Origin of the sequence: Bacillus sp. AR13-1, assembly GCF_008042285.1 — a bacterium.
Taxonomy (GTDB): domain Bacteria; phylum Bacillota; class Bacilli; order Bacillales; family Bacillaceae_G; genus Bacillus_A; species Bacillus_A mycoides.
Genome location: NZ_QNUA01000005.1, coordinates 81,132 through 94,016, shown reverse-complemented (window position 1 = coordinate 94,016; position 12,885 = coordinate 81,132). Strand labels below are relative to the sequence as shown.

Below are 12,885 nucleotides of genomic sequence, written 5' to 3'. Positions count from 1 at the left end.
AAACGTTGAGTATATAGAAAGGAGAGCTAGATGAACCATGATACGTTTGAATCATTATTAATAGAGAAATCAAAAGCTGTGTTTGGATACTTAATTAAGATTGGAGCAGATAGAAAAGAAGCGGAAGATATTGTGCAAGACACGTTATATAAATCTTTATTGCTTATGGGGGAAATACCGTTAGAGCATTTAACACCGTGGCTCTTTAGAGTGGCGATCAATCAGCACCGAGATTTACACCGGAAAGAAAAAAGACTAAGTCCCATTGCGATTGAATCCGTCGTTCTTATTGGTCAAAAGTCATTAGATGAGGTGCTTTTAACAAGTGAACTACAAGGCGAGGTACAAGAAATATTGGAGACGATGACGGAGGATTATCGCCATATTTTACTGTTGAAATATGAATATGAACTATCCTATAAGGAAATTGCCATTTTATTAAGTATGAAAGAAGAAACAGTGAAAACAAGTTTGTACCGTGCAAGAAATCAATTTAAAAAATTGTATAGGAGGAGAAACGATGAGTCGGAAGGACTTTGATTTGAATATGGATGATAAGCAGATGAAGACTTTGATGAAGAGGGCGAAGAGGAAGCAGCTTTGGAGAAATTGGCTTATTTCTATTTGTGCGTCCATTATTGTTATAGTAAGTTTGTTTTTGGGGGCAGCTTATTTTTCTCAGCAAACGTTTAGAAAAATGGAAAGAGAAATGAATGCACTACATAGGGTTCAAGGCCCTAATATTCGTTTTAGTGGAAGTATGTATTTAAGTCTCGGTGTTACAGGGAGTACGGTAATATATAACTCGTATAAAAATATAGCTGGTCAACCAGTAAAATGGATAAATGATATATACGAATCAGGTATATGGAATTATAGTATGAAGCACTATAATGGTGAACTTGTTAGTTTAGATGAAGAGAAAAGGGGGGGAGGGGCTGTTACCATACCAGATTATAATGTACAAACAATGCAAAGAGAAATGAGGTTTTATTTACCTTTCGTTACTTATAAAAATTATGTGGATGATCTGAAAAATATTGGGGATTTGCAAAATAAAGTTGCAGAAGTAGCCTTATCTTTTGATAAATCGTATACAGCTGAACAAATTACTGAGATGCTTCCCAAAAGTGTACAGCCAGTTTGGTTTTGGGTAGATACATATAATGAAAAGAAAAGCGATTTTTATGTAGGGTTAAAAGATCCTAAAGATGGTGCGATATTAAATGCGGAAATGGCAAAAAATGTTTTTGGATTTGAAGGAAGTTATTCAAAAGTGAAAGAAGATATGAAAAACGATATAACAATAAACTCAAAAGAGTTTCTATACCAAATGAAGTATTTAGCAAAAAATAGTGAGGGTATACCAAGTGATTATTTTGAACAATATTATAAAGAAATAAAAAACATCAAACCAAAAGACCTACCAATATACGGTGTAGTTGTAACAGGGAAAGCAGAGGATTTACAAGGTTTACAAGGAGCCCCATATATTAAAGCGGCTGTTAGAGGTGTAACAGTGGAGAAATATTAATTACAGTTAATTAATGTAAATAATCAGAAAATTTATGTTATAATATGGGAAAAGGAGGCTTATATGAGGCAAATACATGGAGCAATTTATATTTACATAACAATGTTTTTCGTAGGAGCATCTTATGGATTAGGGCATGTGTATTCGCATCCTATATTAACTTTTTTAAGCGGAGCATGTATGGTGTTTGCGTTTCTTGTCCACCTTTTCTCAGTTTGGATTGTGAAATTTCAAATAAATATTAGTGAGATAGAAGAAGGCACTTTTTGAGTGGCCTTCTTTTTTAGTAATAATATTTATGAAGTTCTTGTAGTAATTTTTCAACTTCACGTTCAGTTTTTTTACATATAGACATTGTACGTAATTTGAAAAATAAGCTGCGCAAGAAAGATTTTATATTTCCGTATAGAAATTCATACGAGTCAATATGTAGTGTCGGTTTTTGAACTTGTAATTGAGCTACTAGATTACGAAGGGCTAATATGAGTATTTCTTCCTCCAAGCCATTTTGCAGCATTACGACAATCGGATAAACGAGACGCTCATCTTCTTCATATTTGTAATAAATGGAATGGACACAAACTTTGTTTAATAAAGTTTGTAGTATTTCTTCGTAATGTGAAGTTTCCAGTTTAGGATTATTAACAAGTGCCTCAAATGTATCGGAAGCATGAGCGATACTATGTGCCCAGCCTTGGTCTTGTACATACCCACGGAAATCCTGTTCTTTGTTCATATATAGAATTAATTTATCTTTTACATTTAAAATATCAGTCTGTGATAAGAAATTATGATTTGTATCAGCATCAATAATGAGTGCGATTAATAATGTTGTAAATGCACGGGTAAATACAGTATCGTCTTTATCCGAATGAATCTTATAAAATAAATATTTTTCACTGATGCTTTCTGATAATAGTTTCTGTAAGTGGGTGTGTGAAATATAGTCCTTCTTGATTAGATGATAAAAAGTAGAGTAAATGAGTTTGTCCCTTAAATAGCTATCAGTAACACCGATATGTTGAAGCATACTTGAACTTAAAGAATCAATATTGAGTGCACCATTGATTACGTAATTATTATCACGAATTTCTTCTAACTGTTGTTGTAACATGTAAACCTCCTATTTTAGAAAATTCTGTATATTAATAGTATAATGAGAGGAAGAAATAGACAAGAAATAAGTGCTTTTGAATGGAGGGTCATTATGAAGAGAAGATGGTTTTAAAGCGGAAATAAGAAAAAAGGCAGCAATCACGCTGCCTTTTCTATTATTTCACAAATTGTAATTCTTTCGGGAATTTCGTTAAGATTTCTGATCCGTCTTTTGTGATGTAAATATCATCTTCAATACGAACGCCGCCTACGTTTGGTACGTAAATACCTGGCTCGATTGTGAAGACCATACCTTCTTTTAATAGAGACTCATTGCCTTCTTTTACATCTGGATATTCGTGTACGCTAATTCCAAGTCCGTGACCAAGTCGGTGTGGGAAGAAGTCTCCATAACCTGCATCTGCGATAACAGAGCGAGCGGCGTTGTCAATTGCACCAAATGTAACGCCTGGTTTACATGCTTCAACTGCTTGTAGTTGTCCAGCAAGTACAGTGTTGTAAATGCGAGTTTGTTCTTCAGAAAGTTCACCAAATGCTACTGTACGCGTAATGTCAGAGCAATAACCTTCAATGATTACACCTAAATCAAATAGTACGAAATCGCCGCGTTTCATTTTGTTTGCACCTGGAATGCCGTGTGGAAGAGCAGAGTTCGCACCTGCTAATACCATCGTGTCAAATGACATTTTATGTATGCCTTTTGTTTTTAATTCGTGTTCAATGATTGCTAATACTTCTAGCTCACTACGATTTTCTTTAATTGCATTTACACCAACTTCAACAGCATAATCTGCCATTTTAGCCGCTTCACGCAAAATAGAAAGTTCTTTTTCATCTTTAATTAAGCGAAGTTCGCGAACTTTCTCTTCAGCTGATTTGAAAGCTGCATTTGGGAATAACTTTGTTAATTCTTCGTAACGTTCTACGTTTAAATGTTCTTTTTCAATTGCAACTGCATTTGCATCAATACCACGATCTTTAATTGCTTTTGCAATCATATCCCATGGTCTGTCCGTATCAGTAAATCCGATAATCTCATGTGCCCAGCCAGCGTTACGTGCTTGGCCTTCTTCCATTTTAGGACAAATTAAAATAGGCTCTTTTTCTTGGAATACAAACATACCAAGTAGTCTTTCATGTGGTTCACAGTGGAAGTTTGTCATGTAGAAGACGTTCGGTGTAGAAGTTAAGAACGCAGCTTCTACGTTTTTTTCTTTTAGCCATTGCATTAAATTTTCTAATCTAGCATTCATCGATTGGCACCCCCGAGATATTTAATTACAAATATAACTTTACATCGGACGAAAGCGTTATGACAAGTAAATCGATGTTAGAAAAGACAGGGAATTGAGAAATCATGTAGAATAAAAAGTGTGAATGTGAATAGGGGAGGAATGTAATGATGAAAGTATCGTATCACGGGCATTCAGTTGTAAAGATTGAAACGAATGGAAAAGTTATTTTAATTGACCCATTTTTAACGGGAAATCCGAAAACAGATTTAAAGGCTGAAGATGTAAAAGTTGATGCGATTATTTTATCGCACGGACATGGTGATCATGTTGGGGATACAGTAGAGCTTGCGAAGAAAAATAATGCAGTTGTAGTAGCACCGTTTGAACTAGCAACATTTTTAGGATGGCAAGGTGTAAATACACATCCAATGCATATTGGAGGTTCACATGAATTTGACTTTGGAAAAGTGAAATTTACTCAAGCATTCCACGGCTCTAGTTATATTGATGAAGAAAATAAGACGATTACATATACAGGTATGCCAGCTGGTATTTTGTTTACAGCAGAGGAGAAAACAGTATATCATGCAGGAGATACTGCTTTATTCTCTGATATGAAGTTAATTGGAGAACTGAATAATATTGATTTAGCATTTTTACCAATTGGCGATAATTTCACAATGGGGCCAGAAGATGCTGTGTTAGCAGCAAAATGGATAGAGGCGAAAACAGTTGTACCGATGCATTACAATACGTTCCCAGTTATTGAACAAGATCCATATCAATTTGTAGGAAAGCTACAAAATTGTACAGGGAAAGTATTAGAAGCTGGAGAAAGTATTACACTATAAAAAAGAAACCCTTCATTTGAAATGACAAGTGAAGGGTTTTTTATGTGTGTAGTACAGTTTTTAAAGCCTGTATTTGTTTAGCTGATTCTTCTCGTTTTGTACGTGGCTGTTCAGGTGTTTCATTCAATTCCATCGCAACTTTTTTCCCATCTACGAAAGCTAAAAACACAGCACCTATAACCTCTAAAAACTTTTTCATAATGTATTCGCTCCTTTGTTTCATTTCTTGTCTTAATTGTATATTGAAGCGTGTGGACAAAACATCGAACGAGATGACAATACCATTACATTGTTGTAATAGAATGACTGGTGTAATGTAAGGAGCATTTTGTTATAAAAAAAATAGTACAGACATACAAAGAGAGAGTGTAACAGTTTTGGAAATATAGTATACTGAAAATACAACACATGAAGAATTTAGGGAAAAGAAAGTATGGTGAAACCATTTGGCTACCAAACATAATCAAATTTTAGAACATATTAATAGCCTGCCAGTAGGGCATAAAATTTCTGTGCGGCAAATTGCGAAAGATTTAAGTGTAAGTGAAGGGACCGCTTACCGTGCAATTAAAGACGCAGAAAATAAAGGATATGTTAGTACAATTGAACGTGTCGGAACAATTCGAATTGAACAAAAGAAGAAAGAGAATATCGAAAAACTGACATATGCAGAAGTCGTTAACATTGTCGATGGTCAAGTACTTGGAGGCAGAGAAGGACTACATAAAACATTAAATAAATTCGTAATTGGGGCTATGAAATTAGAAGCGATGATGCGCTATACAGAAGCAGGGAATTTACTTATCATCGGTAACCGTACGAACGCACATCAATTAGCATTAGAAACAGGGGCTGCTGTATTAATTACAGGTGGATTTGATACAGAAGAGCATGTGAAAAAGTTAGCAGATGAATTGAAATTGCCAATTATTTCAAGTAGTTATGATACATTTACGGTCGCAACGTTAATTAACCGTGCAATTTATGATCAACTTATTAAGAAAGAAATTGTACTAGTTGAAGATATTTTAACACCAATTGAAGAAACACTATATTTAAAGCCTAGTGACATAGTGCAGAAATGGCATGAGTACAATGAAGAGACGATGCATGGACGTTATCCAATTGTGGATGAAAATAAAAAGGTGTTAGGTATCGTAACTTCGAAAGATATGATTGGTGTTGCGAAAGAAACACCGATTGATAAAGTTATGACGAAACACCCTATTACGGTAAACGGAAAAATGTCTGTCGCAGCTGCAGCACGTATGATGGTGTGGGAAGGTATTGAATTACTTCCTGTTGTGGAGGATGGAAATAAATTGCAAGGTATCATTAGTCGTCAAGATGTACTTCAGGCCTTGCAGATGATTCAGCGTCAACCACAAGTTGGTGAAACGATTGATGACATTGTAACGAATCAATTTATGACGCCGAAAGAAGCAAAAAATGAGCATTTATATCAATTTTCAGTGACACCACAAATGACGAATTCAATCGGGACGTTATCTTACGGTGTATTCACAACAATTGTGACAGAAGCAACAAACCGCGTCATTCGTGCGCAGAAGAAGAGCGATTCAATTGTTGAGAACTTAACAATTTATTTCGTAAAACCGGTTCAAATTGATAATGTTGTATCGGTTCATCCGAAAGTATTAGAAATTGGCCGTAAATTTGGTAAGGTTGATGTAGAAGTACATCATGAAGGTAATGTTGTCGGGAAAGCATTACTTATGGTGCAGTTAATCGATAAATAAAAAGGTGGAACAAATCGCTTTGGTTTGTTCCATCTTTTTTGTTTTATTGGGTTTTGAAGCTGTTGCTAAAGATGTGGAGGAGTTTTAGCTGGAAATATATATATAAGGAGAGATGATTGTATAATTAGAAAAAACAGAATATTAATCCATTTAGAGTGTATACTATGATATAATTAGATTGTAAGATAATGGATGACGGAAGGGGGATGCAATATGTCATCAGAATTACTCTTTTTTGGTGGTATCGCACTCTTTTATTTCCTTGTGATGATACCAATTCAATACTTATACTTACAAGGATTAAATGAAAAAAAGAAACGAACAGGATTATCTCAGCAAGAACTATACAAACAGATGTCTTTTGGAGAAGAACAATTACATTTTCACGTGCAAGGTAATCCCTTTAATATACCATCTGCGTTTGTTGCATATATGATTTTGAAAGTGAAGGGACGTAAAAAAGCATCACAATGTTGATGCTTTTTTTACGTTGTTTTATAAGATTCGGCTTCTTTGACTGCTAATGGTAGAAAATGTTTATATTGGCGGAATCCATTAAATGTACTCGCGCTGCCAAGTAACATAAACAAAACACCAACGATAATGCGTGCAGTTGAAAGTTCTAAAAAGAATTGGTTTATCCCAAAGAATAGGACGAATAAGCCGAGTGCCATTGCGGATTTTCCAGAGAGCCAACCTTTCTCCATTGGACGGTTTGTACGAAAGAATTTTGTTTTATAGAAGAGGTACAACACAAATGAGATGATAATACAAAAGACGAATACTGGCATAATACACGCTCCCATCGATTGGTATAAAAATAACAATTTAGAAAAAAGAAAAATCTAAACTTTCTAACTTTTATTATAAAGCAATTGTTCGCATGTATGAAATGTTTTCCGTTATAATGGGGGATAAAGTGAAACTTTAATTAGTGTGGGGAGATCCCACGTGCTAATTATTAGCCCTCACCAATCGGGCTTTTACGTGCATCCAGGCTCCAAATTAATTTTGCCCCATTGTTTTTAATACTTTTGAGGTGGGAGTCTTACTACACGTTAATGCGGGATAAAATGAAGAAGTTGAATAAAAAGGAGATTATACATATGCATGAGCAAATTTTAGGAGCAATTAAAGAGTTTGATACAATTATTATTCATCGTCATGTACGTCCGGATCCGGATGCGTTAGGTTCTCAGTGCGGACTTGGTACAATTCTGCAAGAATCGTTTCCAGAGAAAAATATTTATATGGTTGGGTACAACGAGCCTTCTTTATCGTTTTTACGAGTAATGGATGATATTGAAGATAGTGTATATGAAGATGCACTTGTTATCGTTTGTGATACAGCGAACCAAGAGCGTGTTTGTGATCAGCGTTATGCAAAAGGAAAGATGTTAATTAAAATTGATCATCATCCGAATGAAGACCCGTACGGAGATATTACATGGGTGGATACGACAGCAAGTTCTACAAGTGAAATGATTTATGAATTTTACAGTTATGGAAAAGATAAAGGATTAACGATTTCAAAGGAAGCAGCTCGCCTTATTTTAGCGGGTATTGTTGGAGATACAGGGCGTTTCTTATTCCCGAATACAACAGCGAAAACACTTCGTTACGTAAGTGAGCTCGTTGACATGGATGTAAAATTCACAGATTTATACAATGAAATGTATAAGACGAAAGAAAAAATTGCTCGTTTGAACGGTTATATTTTACAAAACTTTACGATGGTAGAAGAAGGTGCAGCGTACATTAAATTAACGAAAGAGGTACTAGAAGAGTTTGATGTACTTTCTACTGAAGCATCTGGTGTTGTCGGAGCACTTGGTAATATTGATGGATTAAAGGCATGGGTTCTATTTTTAGAGGAAGATGATGTTATTCGTGTTCGTCTTCGTTCAAAAGGACCAGTTATTAATAAATTAGCAATGCAATATAATGGCGGAGGACATCCGATGGCTTCTGGTGCAAAAGCATCTTCTTGGGAAGAAGCAGATCGCCTGTTTGCTGATTTACGTGAGCTGTGTAGATAAAAATTGTATGTTGAACGAAAGAGAAGGAGAGGCACAGAAGCCCTCCTTTTTTTTATTTTTCTTTCTCTATATCAATACTAATTTCAAGTACGGTATCAAAAGAGACTGTGTCTACTTTAAAGCGGTATATACGATCGTAATGTTTGTACGTTTTATTTTCGATGACTTTTTTGAGCAGGTCTTTATTTTTTGCGATGCTTTGAATGTTTTTCGTTAAAAGATGCTGGAGATCATTATGGATAGAAGTGGTCATGTTTTCAAGTGTAAGATTGTCTAAATCATATTTTTTTCGATTTATAATTTTTATTTTGATTTCTTGAATTGTTAAGAGCCGTTTATTTTCTGTGTTCAATTTCTCTTGGTCTTCGAGAAGGACGTGGAGTTTTGCTTCTTGTTTTTCGATAATTTCTTTTTGTTCTGCTATTTTACTAGTTTGTTCTTCTTGAAATACACCGTATATGTACAAAAAAACAAACCAGCTCAATACTCCTCCAACAGCAGCGCCAGCTAAAACTAAATACCACCTTTTGGCTGTATTGGCACTGGGTACTCTCATACATGTTCCTGTGTAAGCCATTTAATAATAATAAGACCAGTTTGCATACCGCCAGTTGCAAAAAAAATAAGGAGAATTTGTTTTACGATATCTTTCATATCTCCGCCAAAGAAGCTTCTTTCAAAGCTATAAAAGGTATCGAACGTTCCGCCAATTGCTGCAACGAGTGCCCAAATTCTTAAATTTTGGGCGAATTGATTAATATAAGTTAGAGTTGGTTTTCCGATGAGAAATGCACCAAATCCGCCTATTAATGAACCACCAAGTATAACTCCAAAGGCAATAAAATAACTAATAATAAGCAGAGAGAAAAAAGTATGTTCTCTTACATCCATCGTCATTCCCCTTTCTTCTTCATATATATGGACAAAGTATGAGAAGTATGTTTTGATTTCCGCTTTCCTCATCACCTATAATAAAAGTAGTCACATAGGTAAAGAGAGGGTACAACAGTGAAGTTTGTGCATTTACAATGTCAAACCGTTTTTAGTTTATTAAAAAGTGCTTGTAAAATTGATGAGCTTGTCATTCGGGCGAAAGAGCTTGGATTTTCATCGCTGGCCATTACAGATGAAAATGTTATGTATGGAGTTATTCCGTTTTATAAAGCATGCAAGAAAAATGGTATACAGCCTATTATCGGCTTAACAGCTTCTATTTTTAGTGAAGAAGAAGAAAGGTCTTATCCACTTGTCTTACTTGCTGAGAATGAAATAGGCTATCAAAATTTATTAAAGATCTCTAGCAGCATTATGACGAAGTCAAAAGAAGGTATCCCGAAGAAGTGGCTTGCTCATTATGCGAAAGGGTTAATTGCAATTTCACCAGGGAAAGACGGAGAGATTGAACAGCTATTATTAGAAGACAAAGAGAGTCAGGCTGAAGAAGTAGCTCATACGTATCAAAATATGTTCAGCAATTTTTATATAAGTTTGCAGCATCATGCAATTCAAGATGAACTGCTTTTACAAGAAAAACTGCCTGAATTTATTAATAAGGTAAACGTTCCAGTCGTTGCAACAAATGATGTTCGCTATATTAATCAAAGTGACGCACTTGTTCATGAATGTTTATTATCTGTTGAAGGCGGAACGAAAATGACTGATCCAGATAGACCGAGAATGAAAACGGATCAGTATTATTTAAAGTCATCGGATGAAATGGGAGCACTATTTTCTCATGCTGAGGAAGCGGTTCAAAATACAATAACAATCGCGGAACGTTGCCAAGTAGAAATTCCTTTCCATGTAAATCAATTACCGAAATTTCCTGTTCCATCTAACGAGACGAATGATACGTATTTGCGCCGTGTTTGTGAAGAAGGCTTGCAGAAACGCTATGGTACGCCGAAAGAAGCGCATATAGGACGTTTGGATCATGAATTAAATGTTATTTCTCGTATGGGATTTAGCGATTATTTCCTCATCGTATGGGACTTTATGAAATATGCACATGAAAATCATATTTTAACTGGGCCAGGCCGTGGATCGGCAGCTGGTTCACTCGTTTCTTACGTATTGGAAATTACAGATATTGATCCGATTGAATATGAATTATTATTTGAAAGGTTTTTAAACCCTGAACGTGTGACACTTCCAGATATTGATATTGATTTTCCAGATATAAGACGTGATGAGATGATTCGATATGTGAAAGATAAATATGGTCAGCTTCGTGTTGCTCAAATTGTAACGTTCGGAACTCTTGCAGCGAAAGCCGCAATTAGAGACATTGCTCGTGTAATGGGGCTCCTGCCAAGAGATATTGACATATTTTCAAAACTTATCCCATCAAAGCTTGGTATAACGTTAAGAGATGCATATGAGGAATCGCAATCGCTCCGTGAGTTTATACAAGGGAATCTGTTACATGAGCGTGTGTTTGAAATTGCAAAACGTGTAGAGGGATTACCGCGTCATACGTCTATTCATGCAGCTGGCGTTATTATGAGCCAAGAACCGTTAACGGGAAGTGTAGCGATTCAAGAAGGGCATAACGATGTTTATGTTACGCAATATCCAGCTGATGCATTAGAAGAACTTGGATTGCTCAAGATGGACTTTTTAGGCTTACGTAATTTAACGTTACTTGAAAATATTATAAAATTTATTGTTGAAAAAACTGGGAAACAAATTGATATAAGAAATTTACCTCTGCAAGATGAAAAGACGTTTCAATTGTTAGGAAGAGGGGATACAACAGGTGTATTCCAGCTTGAATCAGGTGGTATGCGAAATGTACTTCGTGGGTTAAAACCGAATGAATTTGAAGACATAGTCGCTGTTAACTCGTTATACAGACCAGGACCGATGGAACAAATTCCAACCTTTATTGAATCGAAGCATGGGAAAAGACGAATTGAATATTTACATCCGGATTTAAAGCCGATTTTAGAAAGAACATACGGCGTAATTGTATACCAAGAACAAATTATGCAAATCGCATCGAAGTTAGCTGGATTTTCGCTTGGAGAAGCAGATTTGCTGCGCCGTGCAGTGAGTAAAAAAAATCGTGATATTTTAGATCAAGAACGTAAGCATTTTGTTCAAGGTTGTTTGGAAAATGGATACGATGAGACATCTTCAGAACAAATTTATGATTTAATTGTAAGATTTGCGAATTACGGTTTTAACCGAAGTCACGCTGTAGCTTACAGTATGATCGGATATCAGCTTGCATATTTAAAAGCAAATTATACGCTGGAATTTATGACTGCGTTATTATCAAGTGCAATTGGAAATGAAGATAAGATTGTGCAGTATGTACGAGAAACGAAGCGGAAAGGTTTTCACGTTTTACCGCCGTCTCTTCAGAGAAGTGGTTACAACTTCCAAATAGAAGGAAATGCGATTCGATATAGTTTACTTTCGATTCGGAATATCGGAATGGCTACCGTGACGGCATTACTCGAAGAACGAGAGGAAAAAATGTTCGAAGATTTATTTGAGTTTTGTCTTCGTATGCCATCAAAATTTGTAACAGAGCGAAATTTAGAAGCGTTTGTCTGGTCTGGTTGTTTTGACGGTTTTGGTGTTTCGAGGACGACGTTATGGAGAAGTCTTAAAGGAGCGTTGGAGTATGCAAATCTTGCACGTGATTTTGATTTAGGGGATGCTGTTCCGAAATCAAAATACGTACAAGGAGAAGAGCTATCCTTTATTGAACAGTTAAATAAAGAGAAGGAAGCACTCGGTTTTTATTTATCTAGCTATCCGACAGCGCAGTATGCGGAACTAGGAAAAGAATTAGAAATTCCATCTCTTGCTCAGGCGATGCGACATAAGAAAAAAGTACAAAGAGCGATCGTATATATAACAAGTGTGAAAGTTATTCGTACGAAAAAGTTGCAAAAGATGGCGTTTATTACATTCTGTGATCAAAATGATGAAATGGAAGCCGTTATTTTTCCAGAAACGTATATACATTTTTCGGACAGGTTACAAGAAGGTGCAATCGTTTTAGTTGATGGTACGATCGAGCAAAGAAATCATAAGTTGCAATGGATCGTGAATGGACTATATCCGCTAGAAGAAATGGATGTTTATGAAGGAATGAAAGAAGCGTCTGTTTACGTGAAATTGCCGTCTCAATATGAAAAAAAGCTTGTAAATCAAGTTACTAAAATATTGTTTGATTATTCAGGTTTTACGAAAGTACTAATTTATTATGAAAAGGAACATAAAATGGTACAATTATCTCGAAGTTTATCGATTCATCCAAGTGAAGAATGTCTAGGAGCACTTCGTGAAATTGTCGGTGACGAAAATGTCGTTGTGAAAATATAATGGACAATT

At 35.6% G+C, this 12,885-nt stretch carries 14 protein-coding genes; 8 read left to right on the top strand and 6 right to left on the bottom strand.

Translation table 11 applies throughout. The features are described 5' to 3' along the window. The first annotated feature begins 30 nt into the window (after nucleotides 1-30). The 3 genes from DN408_RS02250 to DN408_RS02240 all read left to right on the top strand — a co-directional run bounded on the left by DN408_RS02250 (nucleotide 31) and on the right by DN408_RS02240 (nucleotide 1,804). On the top strand, nucleotides 31-540 hold the full coding sequence (locus DN408_RS02250) for an RNA polymerase sigma factor (protein WP_002129374.1): 510 nt from the start codon (nucleotides 31-33) through the stop codon (nucleotides 538-540). Further along, nucleotides 521-1,534 (top strand): anti sigma factor C-terminal domain-containing protein, encoded by a 1,014-nt coding sequence (locus tag DN408_RS02245; RefSeq protein WP_078177714.1) that lies wholly within the window; start codon nucleotides 521-523, stop codon nucleotides 1,532-1,534. Before DN408_RS02250 ends, DN408_RS02245 begins: the two co-directional genes overlap by 20 nt. Before the next feature lie 63 nt (nucleotides 1,535-1,597). Next, nucleotides 1,598-1,804: a hypothetical protein gene (locus DN408_RS02240; RefSeq protein ID WP_002129372.1), complete on the top strand. Its 207-nt coding sequence runs from the start codon at nucleotides 1,598-1,600 to the stop codon at nucleotides 1,802-1,804. 13 nt (nucleotides 1,805-1,817) lie between these two features. Here the strand turns inward: DN408_RS02240 and DN408_RS02235 are convergent, their stop codons facing one another. Together DN408_RS02235 and pepQ are read right to left on the bottom strand one after the other, a co-directional pair. After that, entirely contained in the window at nucleotides 1,818-2,648 is an 831-nt protein-coding gene (locus tag DN408_RS02235) for a DUF2785 domain-containing protein (RefSeq protein WP_078177712.1), read from the bottom strand. A gap of 157 nt (nucleotides 2,649-2,805) precedes the next feature. After that, nucleotides 2,806-3,903, bottom strand: a complete 1,098-nt coding sequence (pepQ, locus tag DN408_RS02230; protein ID WP_002184836.1) for a Xaa-Pro dipeptidase — start codon at nucleotides 3,901-3,903, stop codon at nucleotides 2,806-2,808. Nucleotides 3,904-4,052: 149 nt separating this feature from the next. Here pepQ and DN408_RS02225 point away from each other — a divergent pair, with 149 nt between their 5' ends. After that, complete coding sequence (locus DN408_RS02225; RefSeq protein WP_002129370.1) at nucleotides 4,053-4,736, top strand: metal-dependent hydrolase; 684 nt, start codon at nucleotides 4,053-4,055, stop codon at nucleotides 4,734-4,736. A gap of 40 nt (nucleotides 4,737-4,776) precedes the next feature. Here the strand turns inward: DN408_RS02225 and DN408_RS31265 are convergent, their stop codons facing one another. Next, a complete protein-coding gene (locus DN408_RS31265; RefSeq protein WP_002184837.1) occupies nucleotides 4,777-4,935 on the bottom strand; it encodes a hypothetical protein in 159 nt (52 codons plus the stop codon). A gap of 247 nt (nucleotides 4,936-5,182) precedes the next feature. Between DN408_RS31265 and DN408_RS02220 the strand changes: the two genes are divergently transcribed. Together DN408_RS02220 and DN408_RS02215 are read left to right on the top strand one after the other, a co-directional pair. Then, on the top strand, nucleotides 5,183-6,496 hold the full coding sequence (locus DN408_RS02220) for a DRTGG domain-containing protein (RefSeq protein WP_002034295.1): 1,314 nt from the start codon (nucleotides 5,183-5,185) through the stop codon (nucleotides 6,494-6,496). 213 nt (nucleotides 6,497-6,709) lie between these two features. After that, complete coding sequence (locus DN408_RS02215) at nucleotides 6,710-6,973, top strand: DUF3949 domain-containing protein (protein WP_002034294.1); 264 nt, start codon at nucleotides 6,710-6,712, stop codon at nucleotides 6,971-6,973. Nucleotides 6,974-6,981: 8 nt separating this feature from the next. On the opposite strand, the gene DN408_RS02210 is transcribed toward DN408_RS02215, so the two are convergent. Beyond that, entirely contained in the window at nucleotides 6,982-7,287 is a 306-nt protein-coding gene (locus tag DN408_RS02210; protein WP_002129367.1) for a YtpI family protein, read from the bottom strand. Nucleotides 7,288-7,602: 315 nt separating this feature from the next. Here DN408_RS02210 and DN408_RS02200 point away from each other — a divergent pair, with 315 nt between their 5' ends. Beyond that, nucleotides 7,603-8,535: a DHH family phosphoesterase gene (locus tag DN408_RS02200; protein ID WP_002167586.1), complete on the top strand. Its 933-nt coding sequence runs from the start codon at nucleotides 7,603-7,605 to the stop codon at nucleotides 8,533-8,535. A 52-nt stretch (nucleotides 8,536-8,587) separates the two neighbouring features. On the opposite strand, the gene ytrI is transcribed toward DN408_RS02200, so the two are convergent. Continuing rightward, the gene (gene ytrI, locus DN408_RS02195; protein WP_002088948.1) at nucleotides 8,588-9,091 is read right to left on the bottom strand and encodes a sporulation membrane protein YtrI; all 504 of its coding nucleotides are present in this window, start codon (nucleotides 9,089-9,091) and stop codon (nucleotides 8,588-8,590) included. Then, nucleotides 9,088-9,501 (bottom strand): YtrH family sporulation protein, encoded by a 414-nt coding sequence (locus DN408_RS02190; RefSeq protein WP_002015507.1) that lies wholly within the window; start codon nucleotides 9,499-9,501, stop codon nucleotides 9,088-9,090. The genes ytrI and DN408_RS02190 overlap by 4 nt, the downstream gene beginning before the upstream one ends. A gap of 42 nt (nucleotides 9,502-9,543) precedes the next feature. Here DN408_RS02190 and dnaE point away from each other — a divergent pair, with 42 nt between their 5' ends. Further along, nucleotides 9,544-12,876, top strand: a complete 3,333-nt coding sequence (gene dnaE / locus DN408_RS02185) for a DNA polymerase III subunit alpha (RefSeq protein WP_033707218.1) — start codon at nucleotides 9,544-9,546, stop codon at nucleotides 12,874-12,876. Nucleotides 12,877-12,885 lie beyond the last annotated feature (9 nt).

What these genes read in the sequence shown, in the direction of transcription:
- DN408_RS02250 (WP_002129374.1), top strand. Translation starts at nt 31, where the DNA reads ATGAACCATGATACGTTTGAATCATTATTAATAGAGAAATCAAAAGCT.
- DN408_RS02245 (WP_078177714.1), top strand. Translation starts at nt 521, where the DNA reads ATGAGTCGGAAGGACTTTGATTTGAATATGGATGATAAGCAGATGAAG.
- DN408_RS02240 (WP_002129372.1), top strand. Translation starts at nt 1,598, where the DNA reads ATGAGGCAAATACATGGAGCAATTTATATTTACATAACAATGTTTTTC.
- DN408_RS02235 (WP_078177712.1), bottom strand. Translation starts at nt 2,648, where the DNA reads ATGTTACAACAACAGTTAGAAGAAATTCGTGATAATAATTACGTAATC.
- pepQ (WP_002184836.1), bottom strand. Translation starts at nt 3,903, where the DNA reads ATGAATGCTAGATTAGAAAATTTAATGCAATGGCTAAAAGAAAAAAAC.
- DN408_RS02225 (WP_002129370.1), top strand. Translation starts at nt 4,053, where the DNA reads ATGAAAGTATCGTATCACGGGCATTCAGTTGTAAAGATTGAAACGAAT.
- DN408_RS31265 (WP_002184837.1), bottom strand. Translation starts at nt 4,935, where the DNA reads ATGAAAAAGTTTTTAGAGGTTATAGGTGCTGTGTTTTTAGCTTTCGTA.
- DN408_RS02215 (WP_002034294.1), top strand. Translation starts at nt 6,710, where the DNA reads ATGTCATCAGAATTACTCTTTTTTGGTGGTATCGCACTCTTTTATTTC.
- DN408_RS02210 (WP_002129367.1), bottom strand. Translation starts at nt 7,287, where the DNA reads ATGCCAGTATTCGTCTTTTGTATTATCATCTCATTTGTGTTGTACCTC.
- DN408_RS02200 (WP_002167586.1), top strand. Translation starts at nt 7,603, where the DNA reads ATGCATGAGCAAATTTTAGGAGCAATTAAAGAGTTTGATACAATTATT.
- ytrI (WP_002088948.1), bottom strand. Translation starts at nt 9,091, where the DNA reads ATGAGAGTACCCAGTGCCAATACAGCCAAAAGGTGGTATTTAGTTTTA.